Raw genomic sequence first — 17532 nt, forward strand, 5'->3', positions numbered from 1 at the left:
GGCCGCGCCGTCGGCCGCCGCCGCGCCCGCGCCGCCCGCGCCCGCCGCGCCCACCGGGTCCTCGTCCCGGCTCACCCCCAGTGCCCAGCTGACCCAGACCTATTGGGCCACGGCCAAGTACCTCCGGCACCAGACGGCCGTCGCCGCCGGGTACGTCCCCGACAAGTACTGCGTCGTCAACCCGTCGGGCGGCGCCGGCGCCCTCGGCTACCCGCACTTCAACCACGCCTACGACGGCTCCCTCGACCCGAAGAAGCCCACGGCCCTGCTCTACGAGGGCGACGGCGCGGGCCACTGGCGCCTCGCGGGCCTCGAATGGATGGTCGTGGACAAGGACGGCCGGGAGGACACCGACGACGACCGGCCCTCCCTGTTCGGCCGGCCCTTCCTCGGCCCGCTGCCCGCCCGCTACCCGGGGCAGAAGGTCCACTACTCGCTCCACCTGTGGCTGTGGAAGAACAACCCCGCCGGACGGTTCGAGCCCTTCAACACGTCGGTGGTGTGCCGCCCCGGCACCACCAGGCCCCGCCCGGTCGCCCCCGCCCCGACCCCCTGATCGGTCGGCCCCCGTTCGGACGTCCGCCGCGTGCACGGCCCCCGCACCGCCGGGAAGGTGGACGAAACGGTTCCACGTCACCAGGAGTTCCGATGCCCGTTCGCAGCCTGAAGACCGCTCTCGTCTGCGCGGCCGCCGTGTCGCTCGGCCTGGCCGCCGTCGCCCCGGCCCACGGGGTCGACGGCCCGGCGCCCGACCCCACCAACAAGCAGGCCATGCGGGACATGGCGACGGCGATCCGGGTGACGGCCAAGTACGTGGACGAGCGGGAGGCCCTCAAGGACGGCTACGTCCCGCACGGCGAGGCGTGCATGAGCAACCCGTTCGGGGTCGGCTCCATGGGCTACCACTACGTCAAGGAAGCCAACTGGGGTTCGAAGGACCCCGCCAAACCGACCGCGCTCCTCTACAGCTACGTGAAGGACCGCAAGGGCCGGCGCAAGCTCCAGACCGTGGAGTGGATGTCCACCGACCGCGACCAGGACCTGAAGACCACCGACGACCGGCCGAGCATGTTCGGCCTCCCCTTCGACGGCCCGATGCCGGGCCACTGGACGGGCATGCCCAAGCACTACGACCTGCACATGTGGGCGTACGAGAAGAACCCGGCGGGCCGCTTCCACAACTGGAACCCCGCCCTGCCCTGCCCCAACAAGCCCCCTCAGGTCCCGGGCACGGCCACCCCGTCGACCCACGCCCACGGCCACTAGTCCGGGCCCGCACGGCCCGTCAAGTGCTTCCCGCATATGACTCACCCATAAGGGCGGTGTCTCGCGAATCCCCGGCGCTACGCTGGTCGCACTCGCAAGACTCCGCCGCATGGGAGCACTGATGAGCGTCGAATCCGCAGCGCCGCAGCCTGAACCGAAGCCGGAGCCGGAGCTCCGCTGGCCGATCCCGCCGGCGGGCGGCTGGACCGCGGACGACCTGGACACGCTTCCGAATCTGCCTCCGCACACGGAGCTGATCGACGGGAGCCTGATCTTCGTGAGTCCGCAGACCCGATTCCACTGGCGCGCGGTGAGTTTCCTCGAACAGCGACTACAGGCGGCGGCGCCGGACGGGCTCGAGGCGGTGCGGGAGTTCACCATCGACATCGACCGTCACAACCGCCCGGAACCGGACGTGATCGTCGTACCGGAGGAAGCCGACGAGGATCTGGACCAGACGCGGATCCCCGCCGAATCCGTCCGGCTCGCGATCGAAGTGGCGTCCCCCGAATCCATCTCGCGTGACCGCGAAACCAAGCCGCTGAAGTACGCGCGGGCAGGCATCGTCCACTACTGGCGGGTCGAGAACAGGGACGGCCGGGCAGTCGTCTACGTCTACGAGCTCGACCCGGCCACGAAGAAGTACGTCGCCACCGGCATCTTCCACGACCGGCTGAAGGTCTCCGTCCCCTTCCCCGTCGACCTCGACCTCACCGAGATCACGCCGAAGCGACAACGGCCCGAGTAGCCGTCCGCACACGCGACTGGGCCCGGCTCCCCCGAGGGAGCCGGGCCCAGTCACCTCCCGCAACCGGTCAGCGCACGAACGTGCTCGCCTGCCCCGCCAGGTCCAGGAAGTACTGCGGGGCCAGGCCCAGGACCAGGGTGACCGCGACGCCCACCGCGATGGTCGTCATCGTCAGCGGCGAGGGGACGGCCACCGTCGGGCCGTCCGCCTTCGGCTCGCTGAAGAACATCAGCACGATCACCCGGATGTAGAAGAACGCGGCGATGGCGGACGAGATGACACCGACCACGACCAGCACCCCGGCGCCGCCCTCCGCCGCCGCCTTGAACACGGCGAACTTGCCCGCGAAACCGGAGGTCAGCGGGATGCCCGCGAAGGCCAGCAGGAACACGGCGAAGACCGCCGCCGTCAGCGGCGAACGCCGCCCCAGCCCCGCCCACTTGGACAGGTGCGTGGCCTCGCCGCCCGCGTCGCGCACCAGCGTGACCACCGCGAACGCGCCGATCGTCACGAACGAGTAGGCCAGCAGGTAGAAGAGGACGGACTGGACGCCCTCCGCAGAGGTCGCGATCACACCGGCCAGGATGAAGCCGGCGTGCGCGATCGAGGAGTACGCCAGGAGCCGCTTCACGTCGGTCTGGGTCACGGCGATGACCGCGCCCGCGAGCATCGTGACGATCGCGATGCCCCACATCACCGGCCGCCAGTCCCACCGCAGGCCGGGCAGGACCACGTACAGCAGGCGCAGCAGCGCGCCGAAGGCGGCCACCTTCGTCGCGGCCGCCATGAAGCCGGTGACCGGCGTCGGGGCGCCCTGGTAGACGTCCGGGGTCCACATGTGGAAGGGGACCGCGCCGACCTTGAAGAGCAGGCCCGTCAGGATCAGCGCGCCGCCGATCAGCAGCAGCGCGTCGTTGCCCATGGTGGAGGCCAGCGCCGGGTCGAGCTTGGCGACGGTGCCGTCGACCACGTCGGCGATCACCGCGTACGAGACCGAGCCCGCGTACCCGTAGAGCAGCGCGATGCCGAAGAGGAGGAAGGCGGAGGAGAAGGCGCCGAGCAGGAAGTACTTGACCGCGGCCTCCTGCGACATCAGCCGCTGGCGGCGGGCGACGGCGCAGAGCAGGTACAGCGGGAGGGAGAAGACCTCCAGCGCGATGAACAGCGTCAGCAGGTCGTTGGCCGCCGGGAAGATCAGCATGCCGGCGATGGCGAACAGCGCCAGCGGGAACACCTCGGTGGTGGTGAACCCGGCCTTGACGGCGGCCTTCTCGCTCTCGCTGCCCGGTACGGACGCGGCCTGGGCGGCGAAGGAGTCCACCCGGTTGCCGTGGGCCGCCGGGTCCAGCCGGCGCTCGGCGAAGGTGAAGACCGCCACGATCGAGGCCAGCAGGATCGTGCCCTGGAGGAACAGCGCCGGGCCGTCCACGGCGATGGCGCCCATGGCGGCGATGTGCGCCTTGGTGCTGCCGTAGCCGCCGGCGGCGAGGGCGACGACCGCCGCGAAGGCGGCGGCCAGCGAGGCGACGGCCAGGAACACCTGGACGTAGTAACGGGATTTGCGCGGGACGAAGGCCTCGACGAGGACTCCGATGATGGCCGCGCCCACCACGATCAGCGTGGGCGCGAGCTGCGCGTACTCGATGTGCGGGGCCGGGATCCGGTCGGCCGGTCCGTTGGCCGCCAGTGTCAGCAGGCCCTGGGCAGCAGTCGCGGTGCTCACTTCGCCGCCTCCCCATTCTTGGCCTCGACGGCCACCTCGGGCTTCGGGTCGGTCTGCTTCACGTCCGACATGGTGTGCTCCACCGCCGGGTTGACGATCTCGGTCAGCGGCTTCGGGTAGACGCCCAGCCCGATCAGCAGCGCGATCAGCGGGGCGACGACGAGGACCTCGCGCAGGTGCAGGTCCCGCATGCCGGAGACCTCCTCCTTCACGGGGCCGGTCATGGTGCGCTGGTAGAGCACCAGCGTGTACAGCGCGGCCAGCACGATCCCGATGGTGGCGATGATGCCGACGACCGGGTAGCGGGCGAACGTGCCGACCAGGACCAGGAATTCGCTGACGAAGGGCGCCAGGCCCGGCAGCGACAGGGTGGCGAGGCCGCCGATCAGGAAGGTGCCGGCGAGGACCGGGGCCACCTTCTGGACGCCGCCGTAGTCGGCGATGAGCCGCGAGCCGCGCCGGGAGATCAGGAACCCGGCGACCAGCATCAGCGCGGCCGTCGAGATCCCGTGGTTGACCATGTACAGCGTCGCGCCCGACTGGCCCTGGGAGGTCATCGCGAAGATGCCCAGGATGATGAAGCCGAAGTGCGAGATCGACGCGTACGCGACCAGCCGCTTGATGTCCCGCTGCCCGACCGCGAGCAGCGCGCCGTAGACGATGCTGATCAGGGCCAGGACGAGGATCACCGGGGTGGCCCACTTGCTGGCCTCGGGGAAGAGCCCGAGGCAGAAGCGGAGCATCGCGAAGGTGCCGACCTTGTCGACGACCGCGGTGATCAGTACGGCGACCGGGGCGGTGGACTCGCCCATCGCGTTCGGCAGCCAGGTGTGCAGCGGCCACAGCGGGGCCTTCACCGCGAAGGCGAAGAAGAAGCCGAGGAACAGCAGCCGTTCGGTGTTGGTGGCCATGTCGAGGGTGCCGGCCGCGCGGGCGGCGGTGATCTCCTGGAGGGAGAAGTTCCCGGCGACCACGTACAGGCCGATGACGGCGGCCAGCATGATCAGGCCGCCGACCAGGTTGTAGAGGAGGAACTTGACCGCCGCGTACGAGCGCTGCGCGGCCGCGTTCTCGTCGGACCCGGCGTGTGCCCGGTCGCCGAAGCCCCCGATGAGGAAGTACATCGGGATCAGCATGGCTTCGAAGAAGATGTAGAAGAGGAAGACGTCGGTGGCCTCGAAGGAGATGATCACCATCGCTTCGACCATGAGGATCAGGGCGAAGAAGCCCTGTGTCGGCCGCCAGCGCGAGTTCGACGTCTCCAGGGGGTCGGCGTCGTTCCAGCCCGCGCCGATCACGAAGGGGATCAGCAGGGCGGTGAGCGCGATGAGCGCCACCGCGATGCCGTCGACGCCCAGTTCGTAGCGGACGCCGAAGTCGGCGATCCACGCGTGGGACTCGGTGAGCTGGTAGCGGTCGCCACCGGGCTCGAAGCGGACGAAGACCAGCGCGGCCAGGGCCAGCGTGGCCAGGGAGAACAGCAGCGCGAGCCACTTGGCGGCGGTCCTGCGGGCGGCCGGGACGGCCGCCGTGAGGATCGCGCCGACCGCGGGCACGGCCGCCGTCACCGTCAGAAGCGGGAAACTCATCTCACACCGCCCTCATCAGCAGGGTCGCGGCGATGAGGATCGCCGTGCCCCCGAACATCGAGACCGCGTAGCTGCGGGCGTAGCCGTTCTGCAGCTTGCGCAGCCGGCCCGAGAGCCCGCCGACCGAGGCGGCCGTCCCGTTGACCACTCCGTCGACCAGGCTGTGGTCCACGTACACGAGCGAGCGGGTCAGGTGCTCCCCGCCGCGCACCAGCACGACGTGGTTGAAGTCGTCCTGGTACAGGTCCCGGCGGGCCGCCCGGGTGAGGAGCGAGCCGCGCGGGGCGGTGACCGGGACGGGCCTGCGGCCGTACATCGACCAGGCGATGGCGACGCCGACGACCAGGACGACCATGGTGGACGCGGTCACCGTCATGGCGCTGACCGGCGAGTTGCCGTGCTCGTAGCCGGTGACGGGCTCCAGCCACTTCAGGAAGCGCTCGCCGATCTCGAAGAACGCGCCGGCGAAGACGGACCCGAACGCCAGGATGACCATCGGGACGGTCATGGACTTCGGGGACTCGTGCGGGTGCGGCTCGTGTCCGTCCGCGTCCGGCTGCCAGCGCTTCTCGCCGAAGAAGGTGAGGAGCATGACGCGGGTCATGTAGAAGGCGGTGATGCCGGCGCCCAGCAGGGCGACCCCGCCCAGGATCCAGCCCTGGGTGCCGCCCTTCGCGAAGGCGGCCTCGATGATCATGTCCTTGGAGAAGAAGCCGGACAGGCCCGGGAAGCCGATGATCGCGAGGTAGCCGAGGCCGAAGGTGACGAAGGTGACCGGCATGAACTTCCGCAGTCCGCCGTACTTGCGCATGTCGACCTCGTCGTTCATCCCGTGCATCACGGAACCGGCGCCGAGGAAGAGGCCCGCCTTGAAGAAGCCGTGCGTGACCAGGTGCATGATCGCGAAGACGTAGCCGATGGGGCCGAGGCCCGCGGCGAGGATCATGTAGCCGATCTGCGACATCGTGGACCCGGCGAGGGCCTTCTTGATGTCGTCCTTCGCGCAACCGACGATCGCACCGAAGATCAGCGTGACCGCGCCCACGACGGTGACCACCAGCTGGGCGTCCGGCGCCCCGTTGAAGACGGCCCCCGAGCGGACGATGAGGTAGACGCCGGCGGTGACCATGGTCGCCGCGTGGATCAGGGCCGAGACCGGGGTCGGGCCCTCCATCGCGTCACCGAGCCAGGACTGCAGCGGCACCTGCGCGGACTTGCCGCAGGCGGCCAGCAGCAGCATCAGGCCGATCGCCGTGAGCTTGCCCTCGGAGGCGTCGCCGACCGCTGCGAACACCGGCCCGAAGGCGAAGGTCCCGAAGGTGGTGAACATCAGCATGATCGCGATCGACAGGCCCATGTCGCCGACCCGGTTGACCAGGAAGGCCTTCTTCGCGGCGGTGGCCGCGCTGGGCTTGTGCTGCCAGAAGCCGATCAGGAGGTACGAGGCGAGGCCGACGCCCTCCCAGCCGAAGTAGAGGAGCAGGTAGTTGTCGGCGAGGACGAGCAGCAGCATCGCCGCGACGAACAGGTTGAGGTAGCCGAAGAAGCGCCGGCGGCGCTCGTCGTGCTCCATGTACCCGATCGAGTACACGTGGATGAGCGTGCCCACCCCGGAGATCAGCAGGACGAACGTCATCGACAGCTGGTCCAGCTGGAAGCCCATGTCCGCCTGGAAGCCCTCCACGGGGATCCAGGTGTACAGGCGCTGGTGCAGGGTCCGGTCCTCGGCCCCACGCCCCAGCATGTCCGCGAACAGGGCCACGCCGATGCCGAAGGAGACGGCGGCGAACAAGGTGCCGAGCCAGTGCCCCACCGTGTCGAGGCGACGGCCGCCGCAGAGCAGCACCACCGCTCCGAGCAGGGGCGCCGCGATCAGCAGCGCAATCAGATTCTCCACTGTGAACGCCCCTTACAGCTTCATCAGGCTGGCGTCGTCGACCGAGGCCGAGTGGCGGGTACGGAACAGCGACACGATGATCGCGAGGCCCACCACGACCTCCGCGGCGGCGACGACCATCGTGAAGAACGCGATGACCTGGCCGTCGAGGTTGCCGTGCATCCGGGAGAAGGCCACGAACGCGAGGTTGCAGGCGTTGAGCATCAGCTCGACGCACATGAACAGCACGATCGCGTTCTTCCGGATGAGGACGCCGGCCGCGCCGATGGTGAACAGCAGGGCGGCCAGGTACAGGTAGTTGACCGGGTTCACTTCGAGGCCTCCTCACGGCCGAGGCGCTCCGAGGAGCGCTGCTCCAGCGCCTTGAGGTCGTTCATCGCCTCGCTGGACACGTCGCGGATCTGGCCGCGGGCGCGCAGCGTCTTGTTGACGGTGAGCTCGGACGGGGTGCCGTCCGGGAGCAGACCGGCGACGTCCACCGCGTTGTGCCGGGCGTAGACGCCGGGTGCGGGCAGCGGCGGGAGCTGCACGCCCTCGCGTACGCGCCGCTCGGCGAGTTCGCGCTGGGTGGCGGCCCGCTCGGTGCGCTCGCGGTGGGTGAGCACCATCGCGCCGACGGCCGCCGTGATCAGCAGGGCGCCGGTGATCTCGAAGGCGAAGATGTAGCGGGTGAAGATCAGCTCGGCCAGGCCCTCGACGTGCCCGGCGGAGTTGACCCGGCCGAGCCCGTTGAAGTGGGTGAGGTGGGCGTTGGCGATGCCCGCGATCAGCAGGATGCCGAAGCCCAGGCCGCACAGGGCGGCGAGCCAGCGCTGGCCCTTGAGGGTCTCCTTCAGCGAGTCGGCCGCCGTGACGCCGACGAGCATGACCACGAAGAGGAACAGCATCATGATCGCGCCGGTGTAGACGATGACCTGGACGACGCCCAGGAAGTACGCCCCGTTGGCGAGGTAGAAGACCGCGAGGATGATCATCGTCCCGGCGAGGCTCAGGGCGCTGTGCACGGCCTTCCTCATCAGGATCGTGCACAGCGCGCCGATGACGGCGACGGTGCCCAGGACCCAGAACTGCACGGCCTCGCCGGTGGAGGTCAGGGTGGCGGTGGTCGCCGCGAGGGTGCTCACGCCTCCACCCCCTCGGAGGAGTCGGCGGCGCTCTCGCCCTTGGAGACCGCCACCTGCCGGACCGTGCCCGGGGCGGCTTCGGTGACCAGCCCGCGGTAGTAGTCCTGCTCGTCCGTGCCCGGGAAGATCGAGTGCGGGCTCTCGACCATGCCCTCGGTCAGGCCGGCGAGGAGCTGTTCCTTGGTGTAGATCAGCGCCTCGCGGCTGGAGTCGGCCAGTTCGAACTCGTTCGTCATCGTCAGGGCCCGCGTGGGGCACGCCTCGATGCACAGGCCGCACAGGATGCAGCGGGCGTAGTTGATCTGGTAGACCCGCCCGTACCGCTCGCCCGGGGAGTAGCGCTCCTCCTCGGTGTTGTCCGCGCCCTCCACGTAGATCGCGTCGGCGGGACAGGCCCAGGCGCACAGCTCGCAGCCGATGCACTTCTCCAGACCGTCGGGGTGGCGGTTGAGCTGGTGCCGTCCGTGGAAGCGCGGAGCGGTGGTCTTCTGCTGTTCCGGGTACTGCTCGGTGAGGCGCTTCTTGAACATGGCCTTGAAGGTCACGCCGAACCCGGCGACCGGGTTCTGCCACTTTTCCTCAGACACGTCTCAACCCTCCTCTCGGTCACTGTCGGGGTTCTCGTTCGCCCCGCCGCTGACGATCAGCTCCCGCTCCGCGCGGGGCCGCCGGCGCGGTACGGGTGCCAGGTGCTGGCCGGGCTTGGGCGGTACGGGGAAACCGCCCGCCATCGGGTCGAAGGGCTCGGCGGCCGCGGCCTGGCCGGCCTCCTCGGCGGAAGCCTTCTCGCGCTTGTCGCGGAAGAGGTCCGCGACGAAGGAGAGCAGCAGGATCGCGACGACGGCGCCGCCCACGTAGAGGACGATCTCGCTGAAGTCGTAGGCCTCGTTGCGCAGGGCCCGGACGGTGGCGACCAGCATCAGCCAGACCACGGAGACCGGGATCAGCACCTTCCAGCCGAGCTTCATCAGCTGGTCGTAGCGCACGCGCGGCAGCGTGCCGCGCAGCCAGATGAAGAAGAACAGCAGCAGCTGGACCTTGATGACGAACCAGAGCATCGGCCACCAGCCGTGGTTCGCGCCCTCCCAGAACGTGCTGATCGGGTACGGGGCCCGCCAGCCGCCCAGGAAGAGGGTGACCGAGACCGCCGAGACGGTGACCATGTTGACGTACTCGGCGAGCATGAACAGCGCGAACTTGATGGACGAGTACTCGGTGTTGAAGCCGCCGACCAGGTCGCCCTCGGACTCCGGCATGTCGAAGGGGGCGCGGTTGGTCTCGCCGACCATCGTGATGACGTAGATGATGAAGGACACCGGCAGCAGGACGATGTACCAGCGGTCCGCCTGGGCTTCCACGATCGCCGAGGTCGACATCGACCCGGAGTAGAGGAAGACCGAGGCGAAGGCCGCGCCCATCGCGATCTCGTAGGAGATCATCTGCGCGCAGGAGCGCAAGCCCCCGAGCAGCGGGTACGTGGAGCCGGAGGACCAGCCCGCCAGCACGATGCCGTAGATGCCGACCGAGGCCACCGCGAGGATGTAGAGCATCGCGATGGGCAGGTCGGTCAGCTGCATCGTGGTGCGCTGGCCGAAGATGGAGACCTCGTCGCCGGCCGGCCCGAAGGGGATCACCGCGATGGCCATGAAGGCCGGGATCGCCGCGATGATCGGGGCCAGGACGTAGACCACCTTGTCGGCCCGCTTGACGATGAGGTCTTCCTTGAGCATCAGCTTCACGCCGTCGGCGAGCGACTGGAGCATGCCCCAGGGGCCGTGCCGGTTCGGGCCGATGCGCAGCTGCATCCAGGCGACGACCTTGCGCTCCCACACGATGGAGAACAGCACGGTCACCATCAGGAAGGCGAAGCAGAACACCGCCTTGATGAGGACGAGCCACCAGACGTCCTTGCCGAACAGGCTCAGGTCCTCGGCGGCAAGCTGTACCGCGTTCACGCGCCCACCTCCGCAGTGGTGCCGTCGGCCGCGGCCGGGGTCGCCGGGCCGATCCGTACGAGGGTGCCCGGGCGGGCCCCGGTGTCGGCGAGGACGCCGGAGCCGGTGGAGTTCAGCGGGAGCCACACCACCCGGTCGGGCATGTCGGTGACCCGCAGCGGGAGTTCCACCGAGCCGGCCGGGCCGGTGACGGCGAGCAGGTCGCCGTCCTTGACGCCGGTCTCGGCGGCCGTGGCGGCCGAGAGCCGGGCGTTCGCGGCGTGCCGGGTGCCGGCGAGGGCGTCGTCGCCGTCCTGGAGGCGGCCCTGGTCCAGCAGCAGCCGGTGTCCGGCGAGGACCGCCTCGCCCGCTCCGGGGCGGGGCAGCGGCTCGGTCGCGGTCGACTGTTCGGCCGCGAGCTCGCCCTCCCAGGGCCCGAGCCGCTCCAGCTCGCGCCGTACGGCGTGTACGTCGGGCAGGGCGACGGGCCGGTCGGCCGCGTCGGCCAGCATGTGCAGCACGCGGGCGTCGGCGGGGGCCAGGCGGCGGGTCATCTGATCGGGCTTGAGCGCGGCCTCGAACGGCCGGATCCTGCCCTCCCAGTTGATGAACGTGCCCGCCTTCTCGGCGACGGCGGCGACCGGGAGGACCACGTCGGCGTGGTCGGTGACCTCGCCGGGCCGCAGTTCCAGCGAGACCACGAAGGCCTCCCGCAGGGCGGTCCGGGCGCGGTCCGGGTCCGGCAGGTCGGTGAGCTCGACGCCCCCGACCAGCAGGGCGGACAGCTCGCGGGTGGCGGCGGCCTCGATGATCTGCCCGGTGTCCCGGCCGTAGCGGTGCGGGAGTTCGTCCAGTCCCCAGGCGGCGGCGACCTCGGCGCGGGCCCGCGGGTCGGTGGCGGGGCGGCCGCCCGGCAGCAGCGCGGCGAGCGCGCCCGCCTCGACGGCGGCCCGTTCCCCGGCCCGGCGCGGGATCCACACCAGCCGGGCCCCGGTCGCCGTGGCCGCGCGTACGGCGGCGGTCAGCGCGCCGGGGACGCCCGCGAGGCGCTCCCCGACCACGAGGACCGCGCCGGGCCTGCGCAGGGCCTCGGCGGCTTCGGCGCCGCCGGCCTCCAGGCCGGTCCGGGTCGCGAGGGCCTCCAGCCACTCGGGCTCCGTACCGGGGGCGGCGGCCAGCAGGGTGCCGCCCGCCTTGGCCAGGCCCCGGGTGGCGAAGGGGGCCAGGGCGAAGGTCCGCTGCTTGTGCTTGCGGTGGGCCTTGCGCAGCCGCAGGAAGACCCCGGGGGCCTCCTCCTCGGCCTCGATCCCGGCGAGCAGCACGGTGGGGGCCGCTTCCAGGGAGGCGTACGTGACGCCCGTCCCGTCGAGGTCCTTGCCGGTGCCGGCCACGGAGGCGGCCAGGAAGTCGGCCTCCTCCGCGCTGTGCACGCGGGCCCGGAAGTCGATGTCGTTGGTGTCGAGCACGACCCGGGCGAACTTGGCGTACGCGTAGGCGTCCTCGACGGTGAGCCGGCCGCCGGTCAGCACCCCGGCCCGGCCGCGCGCGGCGGCGAGGCCGTTCGCCGCCGCCTCCAGGGCCTCGGGCCAGCTCGCCGGGGCGAGGACCCCGTCGGCGCCGCGCACCAGCGGGGTGGTGAGCCGGTCCGGGCGCTGCGCGTAGCGGAACCCGAAGCGGCCCTTGTCGCAGATCCACTCCTCGTTGACCTCGGGGTCCTCGGCGGCGAGGCGCCGCAGCACCTTGCCGCGCCGGTGGTCGGTCCGGGTCGCGCAGCCGCCCGCGCAGTGCTCGCACACGCTCGGGGAGGAGACGAGGTCGAAGGGGCGGGAGCGGAACCGGTAGGCGGCCGAGGTGAGCGCGCCGACGGGGCAGATCTGGATGGTGTTGCCGGAGAAGTACGACTCGAAGGGGTCGCCCTCGCCGGTGCCGACCTGCTGGAGCGCGCCGCGTTCCAGCAGCTCGATCATCGGGTCGCCGGCGATCTCGTTGGAGAAGCGGGTGCAGCGCGCGCAGAGCACGCACCGCTCGCGGTCCAGGAGCACCTGCGTGGAGATCGCGACGGGCTTCTCGTAGGTCCGCTTCTTGCCCTCGAAGCGGGACTCGGCGTTCCCGTGCGACATCGCCTGGTTCTGCAGGGGGCATTCGCCGCCCTTGTCGCAGACGGGGCAGTCCAGCGGGTGGTTGATGAGCAGCAGCTCCATCACCCCGCGCTGGGCCTTGTCGGCGACCGGGGAGGTGAGCTGCGTCTTGACGACCATGCCGTCGGTGCAGGTGATGGTGCAGGAGGCCATCGGCTTGCGCTGGCCCTCGACCTCGACGATGCACTGGCGGCAGGCGCCGGCCGGGGAGAGGAGGGGGTGGTCGCAGAACCGGGGGATCTCGATGCCGAGCTGTTCGGCGGCCCGGATGACGAGCGTGCCCTTGGGCACCGACAGTTCGAGCCCGTCGATGGTCAGCGACACCGTGTCGGCGGGCGGAACGGCGGCCTCTCCGCCACCGGTCGGAGCATTCGTGGTGACGGTCATGCGTTCACCTCCGTGTCAGCCCAGAGGGTCGACTTCTTGGGGTCGAAGGGACAGCCCTTGCCCGTGATGTGCTGCTCGTACTCCGCGCGGAAGTACTTCAGCGAGGAGAAGATCGGGCTGGCCGCGCCGTCGCCGAGCGCGCAGAAGGACTTGCCGTTGATGTTGTCGGCGATGTCGTTCAGCTTGTCGAGGTCGGACATGACGCCCTGGCCTGCCTCGATGTCGCGCAGCAGCTGGACGAGCCAGTACGTGCCCTCGCGGCAGGGGGTGCACTTGCCGCAGGACTCGTGGGCGTAGAACTCGGTCCAGCGGGTGACGGCCCGGACCACGCAGGTGGTCTCGTCGAAGCACTGGAGGGCCTTGGTGCCGAGCATGGAGCCGGCCGCGCCCACGCCCTCGTAGTCGAGCGGGACGTCGAGGTGCTCGTCCGTGAACATGGGGGTGGAGGAGCCGCCGGGGGTCCAGAACTTCAGCCGGTGGCCCGGGCGCATGCCGCCGCTCATGTCGAGGAGCTGGCGCAGGGTGATGCCGAGCGGGGCCTCGTACTGGCCGGGTCCGCTGACGTGCCCGGAGAGCGAATACAGCGTGAAACCGGGGGACTTCTCCGTCCCCATCGCCTTGAACCAGTCCTTGCCCTTGTTCAGGATCGCGGGAACCGAGGCGATGGATTCGACGTTGTTGACGACAGTGGGGCACGCGTAGAGCCCCTCGACGGCGGGGAAGGGGGGACGCAGCCGGGGCTGACCGCGCCGGCCTTCGAGGGAGTCGAGCAGTGCCGTCTCCTCGCCGCAGATGTACGCGCCCGCTCCCGCGTGCACCGTGATGTCGAGGTTGCGTCCGCTGCCGCCGATGTCCTTGCCGAGGTATCCGGCTTCGTACGCCTCGCGCACCGCCTCGTGCAGCCGCCGCAGCACGGGCACCGTCTCGCCGCGCAGGTAGATGAAGGCGTGCTCCGACCGGATCGCGTAGCAGGCGATGATCATGCCCTCGATGAGGGAGTGCGGGTTGGCGAAGAGGAGGGGGATGTCCTTGCAGGTCCCCGGTTCCGACTCGTCCGCGTTCACGACGAGGTAGTGCGGCTTTCCGTCGCCCTGCGGGATGAACTGCCACTTCATTCCGGTGGGGAAGCCGGCGCCGCCGCGTCCGCGCAGTCCGGAGTCCTTGACGTAGGCGATCACCTCGTCCGGGGTCATCGCGAGCGCCTTGCGCAGGCCCTCGTACCCGTCGTGACGCCGGTAGGTCTCCAGCGTCCACGACTCGGGCTCGTCCCAGAACGCCGACAGGACGGGCGAGAGGAGCTTCTCCGGACTGGTCCCTCCCCCAGCCTCCGGCTGGGAGGTGCCCCCGCGACTTTCCTTCGGAGTGGACACGGTCATCACTCCCCTCCCTCGGTGGTGGCCTCGCCGCGCGGGTGGACGATCGGGGTGTGCGGGGCTTCGCCGCGGGCGATGCGCAGGCCGATCAGGGAGGCGGGGCCGGCGCCGCCGCTCGCCGCGACCGCTCCCTCGCGCTCGTCGGGGAAGCCCGCCAGGATCCGGGCGGTCTCCTTGTACGTGCACAGCGGCGCGCCCCGGGTCGGCTCGACGGTGCGGCCGGCCAGCAGGTCGTCGACCAGGGCCTTGGCGGACTCGGGGGTCTGGTTGTCGAAGAACTCCCAGTTGACCATCACCACGGGGGCGTAGTCGCAGGCCGCGTTGCACTCGATGTGTTCGAGGGTGACCTTGCCGTCGGGGGTGGTCTCGTTGTTGCCGACTCCCAGGTGCTGCTTGAGCTCGTCGAAGATGGCGTCGCCGCCCATGACGGCGCACAGGGTGTTGGTGCAGACGCCGACCTGGTAGTCGCCGGACGGCTTGCGGCGGTACATCGTGTAGAAGGTGACGACCGCGGTGACCTCGGCGGTGGTCAGGCCCAGCACCTCGGCGCAGAAGCGGATGCCGGTGCGCGAGACGTGGCCCTCCTGCGCCTGCGTGAGGTGCAGCAGCGGCAGCAGCGCGGAGCGGCTGTCGGGGTAGCGGGCGATGACCTCGGCGGCATCGGCCTCCAGCCGGGCCCGGACGTCCGCGGGGAAGTCGGGGGCGGGCAGCTGGGGCATGCCCAGGCTGACCCCCTGGTTCTCAAGACCGGCAGTCATCGGTCGACGCCTCCCATCACGGGGTCGATCGAGGCGACGGCGACGATGACGTCGGCGACCTGGCCGCCCTCGCACATCGCGGCCATGGCCTGGAGGTTGGTGAAGGACGGGTCGCGGAAGTGGACCCGGTAGGGGCGCGTGCCGCCGTCGGAGACGACGTGCACCCCGAGTTCGCCCTTGGGGGATTCGACGGCCGCGTACACCTGCCCGGCCGGCACCCGGAAGCCCTCGGTCACCAGCTTGAAGTGGTGGATGAGGGCCTCCATCGAGGTGCCCATGATGTTCTTGATGTGGTCGAGGGAGTTGCCGAGACCGTCGGGTCCCATCGCGAGCTGCGCGGGCCAGGCGATCTTCTTGTCGGCGACCATGACCGGGCCGGGCTCCAGCCGGTCCAGGCACTGCTCGACGATCCGCAGGGACTGGCGCATCTCCTCCAGGCGGACCAGGAAGCGTCCGTAGGAGTCGCAGCTCTCGGTGGTGGGGACGTCGAACTCGTACGTCTCGTAGCCGCAGTACGGGTCCGACTTGCGCAGGTCGTGCGGCAGGCCGGCCGAGCGCAGGATCGGGCCGGTGGCGCCCAGCGCCATGCAGCCGGTGAGGTCGAGGTAGCCGACGTCCTGCATGCGGGCCTTGAAGATGGGGTTGCCGGTGGCGAGCTTGTCGTACTCCGGCAGGTTCTTCTTCATGGTCTTCACGAACTCGCGCAGCTGGTCGACCGCGCCCGGGGGCAGGTCCTGGGCGAGGCCGCCGGGGCGGACGAACGCGTGGTTCATGCGCAGGCCGGTGATCAGCTCGAAGACGTCGAGGATCAGTTCGCGGTCCCGGAACCCGTAGATCATGATCGTGGTCGCGCCCAGCTCCATGCCGCCGGTGGCGATGCACACCAGGTGGGAGGAGAGCCGGTTGAGCTCCATCAGCAGGACGCGGATGACGGTGGCGCGGTCCGGGACCTGGTCGGTGATGCCGAGCAGCTTCTCGACGCCGAGGCAGTACGCCGTCTCGTTGAAGAACGGCGTCAGGTAGTCCATGCGCGTCACGAAGGTGGTGCCCTGCGTCCAGTTCCGGAATTCGAGGTTCTTCTCGATGCCGGTGTGCAGGTAGCCGATGCCGCAGCGGGCCTCGGTGACGGTCTCGCCGTCGATCTCCAGGATCAGGCGGAGCACCCCGTGGGTGGAGGGGTGCTGGGGGCCCATGTTGACGACGATGCGCTCGTCGTCCGCGCGGGCCGCCGACTGGACGATCTCGTCCCAGTCGCCGCCGGTGACGGTGTAGACGGTGCCCTCGGTGGTTTCCCTGGAGGAGGCGTGGTTCGAGGTGGACATCAGCTGTACGACCTCCGCTGGTCGGGAGCCGGGATCTGGGCGCCCTTGTACTCGATGGCGATGCCGCCGAGCGGGTAGTCCTTGCGCTGGGGGAAGCCCTGCCAGTCGTCCGGCATCATGATCCGGGTGAGGGCCGGGTGGCCGTCGAAGACGATGCCGAAGAAGTCGTACGCCTCGCGCTCGTGCCAGTCGTTGGTCGGGTAGACCGCGACGAGCGAGGGGACGTGCGGGTCCTCGTCCGGCACCGACACCTCCAGCCGGATGACCCGGCCGTGGGTGAGGGAGCGCAGGTGGTACACCGCGTGCAGTTCGCGGCCCTTGTCCCCGGGGAAGTGGACGCCGCTGACGCCGGTGCAGAGCTCGAAGCGCAGGGCCGGGTCGTCGCGCAGGGTGGAGGCCACCCGTACGAGGTGCTCGCGGGCGATGTGGAAGGTGACCTCGCCCCGGTCGACCACCGTCTTCTCGATGGCGTTGCCGGGGACCAGGTCCTGCTCCTCCAGGGCGCCTTCGAGCTCGTCGGCCACCTCGTCGAAGTAGGAACCGTACGGGCGGGCGGACGCTCCCGGCAGGGCCACGGTGCGGACGAGGCCGCTGTAGCCGCTGGTGTCGCCGCCGCCCGCGGCGCCGAACATGCCCTTGCGGACGCCGATCACCTCGGGCCCGGCCACGGCCCGGGGAGCAGGGACGTTATTGCCGTTCTCGACGGCGGGGTCGTCGCTCACCGAAGGAGCCCCTTCATCTCGATGGTGGGGAGGGCCTTGAGGGCCGCCTCCTCCGCCTCGCGCGCCGCCTCTTCCCGGTTCACGCCGAGCTTTCCGCCCTGGATCTTCTGGTGGAGCTTGAGGATCGCGTCCATGAGCATCTCGGGGCGGGGCGGGCAGCCGGGGAGGTAGATGTCCACCGGGACGATGTGGTCGACGCCCTGGACGATCGCGTAGTTATTGAACATTCCGCCCGAAGAGGCGCAAACACCCATGGAGATGACCCACTTGGGGGCGGGCATCTGGTCGTACACCTGCCGCAGCACCGGCGCCATCTTCTGGCTGACGCGTCCGGCCACGATCATCAGGTCGGCCTGCCGCGGCGAGCCGCGGAAGACCTCCATGCCGAAGCGGGCCAGGTCGTAGCGGCCGGCTCCGGTGGTCATCATCTCGATGGCGCAGCACGCCAGGCCGAAGGTGGCCGGGAAGACGGATGACTTGCGCACCCACCCCGCGGCCTGTTCGACGGTGGTCAGCAGGAAGCCGCTCGGCAGCTTCTCTTCCAGTCCCAT

General features: G+C 70.3%; 16 protein-coding genes. 3 read left to right on the forward strand and 13 right to left on the reverse strand.

Translation table 11 applies throughout. The features are described 5' to 3' along the window. The 3 genes from ACFV0Q_RS14630 to ACFV0Q_RS14640 all read left to right on the forward strand — a co-directional run. The coding region (locus tag ACFV0Q_RS14630; protein WP_385005093.1) for a hypothetical protein at positions 1-556 on the forward strand (556 nt) is incomplete at its 5' end. Between the two features lie 92 nt (positions 557-648). Continuing rightward, complete coding sequence (locus ACFV0Q_RS14635; RefSeq protein WP_385005095.1) at positions 649-1266, forward strand: hypothetical protein; 618 nt, start codon at positions 649-651, stop codon at positions 1264-1266. 121 nt (positions 1267-1387) lie between these two features. Beyond that, positions 1388-2014 (forward strand): Uma2 family endonuclease, encoded by a 627-nt coding sequence (locus ACFV0Q_RS14640; protein ID WP_385005097.1) that lies wholly within the window; start codon positions 1388-1390, stop codon positions 2012-2014. A gap of 67 nt (positions 2015-2081) precedes the next feature. On the opposite strand, the gene nuoN is transcribed toward ACFV0Q_RS14640, so the two are convergent. From nuoN to ACFV0Q_RS14705, 13 genes are read right to left on the reverse strand one after another with little or no spacing between them, the layout of a single operon-like run. Continuing rightward, entirely contained in the window at positions 2082-3710 is a 1629-nt protein-coding gene (gene nuoN, locus ACFV0Q_RS14645) for an NADH-quinone oxidoreductase subunit NuoN (RefSeq protein WP_385005145.1), read from the reverse strand. A gap of 23 nt (positions 3711-3733) precedes the next feature. Next, positions 3734-5326 (reverse strand): NADH-quinone oxidoreductase subunit M, encoded by a 1593-nt coding sequence (locus tag ACFV0Q_RS14650; RefSeq protein WP_385005099.1) that lies wholly within the window; start codon positions 5324-5326, stop codon positions 3734-3736. 1 nt (position 5327) lies between these two features. Next, positions 5328-7223, reverse strand: a complete 1896-nt coding sequence (gene nuoL, locus ACFV0Q_RS14655; protein WP_385005101.1) for an NADH-quinone oxidoreductase subunit L — start codon at positions 7221-7223, stop codon at positions 5328-5330. A 12-nt stretch (positions 7224-7235) separates the two neighbouring features. Further along, complete coding sequence (nuoK, locus tag ACFV0Q_RS14660; RefSeq protein ID WP_385005103.1) at positions 7236-7535, reverse strand: NADH-quinone oxidoreductase subunit NuoK; 300 nt, start codon at positions 7533-7535, stop codon at positions 7236-7238. Then, positions 7532-8347: an NADH-quinone oxidoreductase subunit J gene (locus tag ACFV0Q_RS14665; RefSeq protein ID WP_385005105.1), complete on the reverse strand. Its 816-nt coding sequence runs from the start codon at positions 8345-8347 to the stop codon at positions 7532-7534. The genes nuoK and ACFV0Q_RS14665 overlap by 4 nt, the downstream gene beginning before the upstream one ends. Further along, positions 8344-8934, reverse strand: a complete 591-nt coding sequence (gene nuoI / locus ACFV0Q_RS14670) for an NADH-quinone oxidoreductase subunit NuoI (RefSeq protein ID WP_385005107.1) — start codon at positions 8932-8934, stop codon at positions 8344-8346. The genes ACFV0Q_RS14665 and nuoI overlap by 4 nt, the downstream gene beginning before the upstream one ends. Before the next feature lie 3 nt (positions 8935-8937). Beyond that, positions 8938-10302: an NADH-quinone oxidoreductase subunit NuoH gene (gene nuoH, locus ACFV0Q_RS14675; RefSeq protein WP_385005109.1), complete on the reverse strand. Its 1365-nt coding sequence runs from the start codon at positions 10300-10302 to the stop codon at positions 8938-8940. Then, on the reverse strand, positions 10299-12806 hold the full coding sequence (locus tag ACFV0Q_RS14680) for an NADH-quinone oxidoreductase subunit G (protein ID WP_385005111.1): 2508 nt from the start codon (positions 12804-12806) through the stop codon (positions 10299-10301). The genes nuoH and ACFV0Q_RS14680 overlap by 4 nt, the downstream gene beginning before the upstream one ends. Beyond that, positions 12803-14182, reverse strand: coding sequence for an NADH-quinone oxidoreductase subunit NuoF (gene nuoF, locus ACFV0Q_RS14685; RefSeq protein WP_385005113.1), 1380 nt, complete (start codon positions 14180-14182; stop codon positions 12803-12805). Before nuoF ends, ACFV0Q_RS14680 begins: the two co-directional genes overlap by 4 nt. Beyond that, positions 14182-14937: an NADH-quinone oxidoreductase subunit NuoE gene (gene nuoE, locus ACFV0Q_RS14690; protein ID WP_385005115.1), complete on the reverse strand. Its 756-nt coding sequence runs from the start codon at positions 14935-14937 to the stop codon at positions 14182-14184. The genes nuoF and nuoE overlap by 1 nt, the downstream gene beginning before the upstream one ends. Continuing rightward, entirely contained in the window at positions 14934-16259 is a 1326-nt protein-coding gene (locus ACFV0Q_RS14695; RefSeq protein WP_385005117.1) for an NADH-quinone oxidoreductase subunit D, read from the reverse strand. Before ACFV0Q_RS14695 ends, nuoE begins: the two co-directional genes overlap by 4 nt. Next, positions 16259-16981 (reverse strand): NADH-quinone oxidoreductase subunit C, encoded by a 723-nt coding sequence (locus ACFV0Q_RS14700; RefSeq protein WP_385005119.1) that lies wholly within the window; start codon positions 16979-16981, stop codon positions 16259-16261. Before ACFV0Q_RS14700 ends, ACFV0Q_RS14695 begins: the two co-directional genes overlap by 1 nt. Then, the gene (locus ACFV0Q_RS14705) at positions 16978-17532 is read right to left on the reverse strand and encodes an NADH-quinone oxidoreductase subunit B family protein (RefSeq protein WP_030162005.1); all 555 of its coding nucleotides are present in this window, start codon (positions 17530-17532) and stop codon (positions 16978-16980) included. The genes ACFV0Q_RS14700 and ACFV0Q_RS14705 overlap by 4 nt, the downstream gene beginning before the upstream one ends.

The sequence above is a fragment of the Streptomyces sp. NPDC059564 genome, assembly GCF_042735575.1.
Classification (GTDB): Bacteria; Actinomycetota; Actinomycetes; order Streptomycetales; family Streptomycetaceae; genus Streptomyces.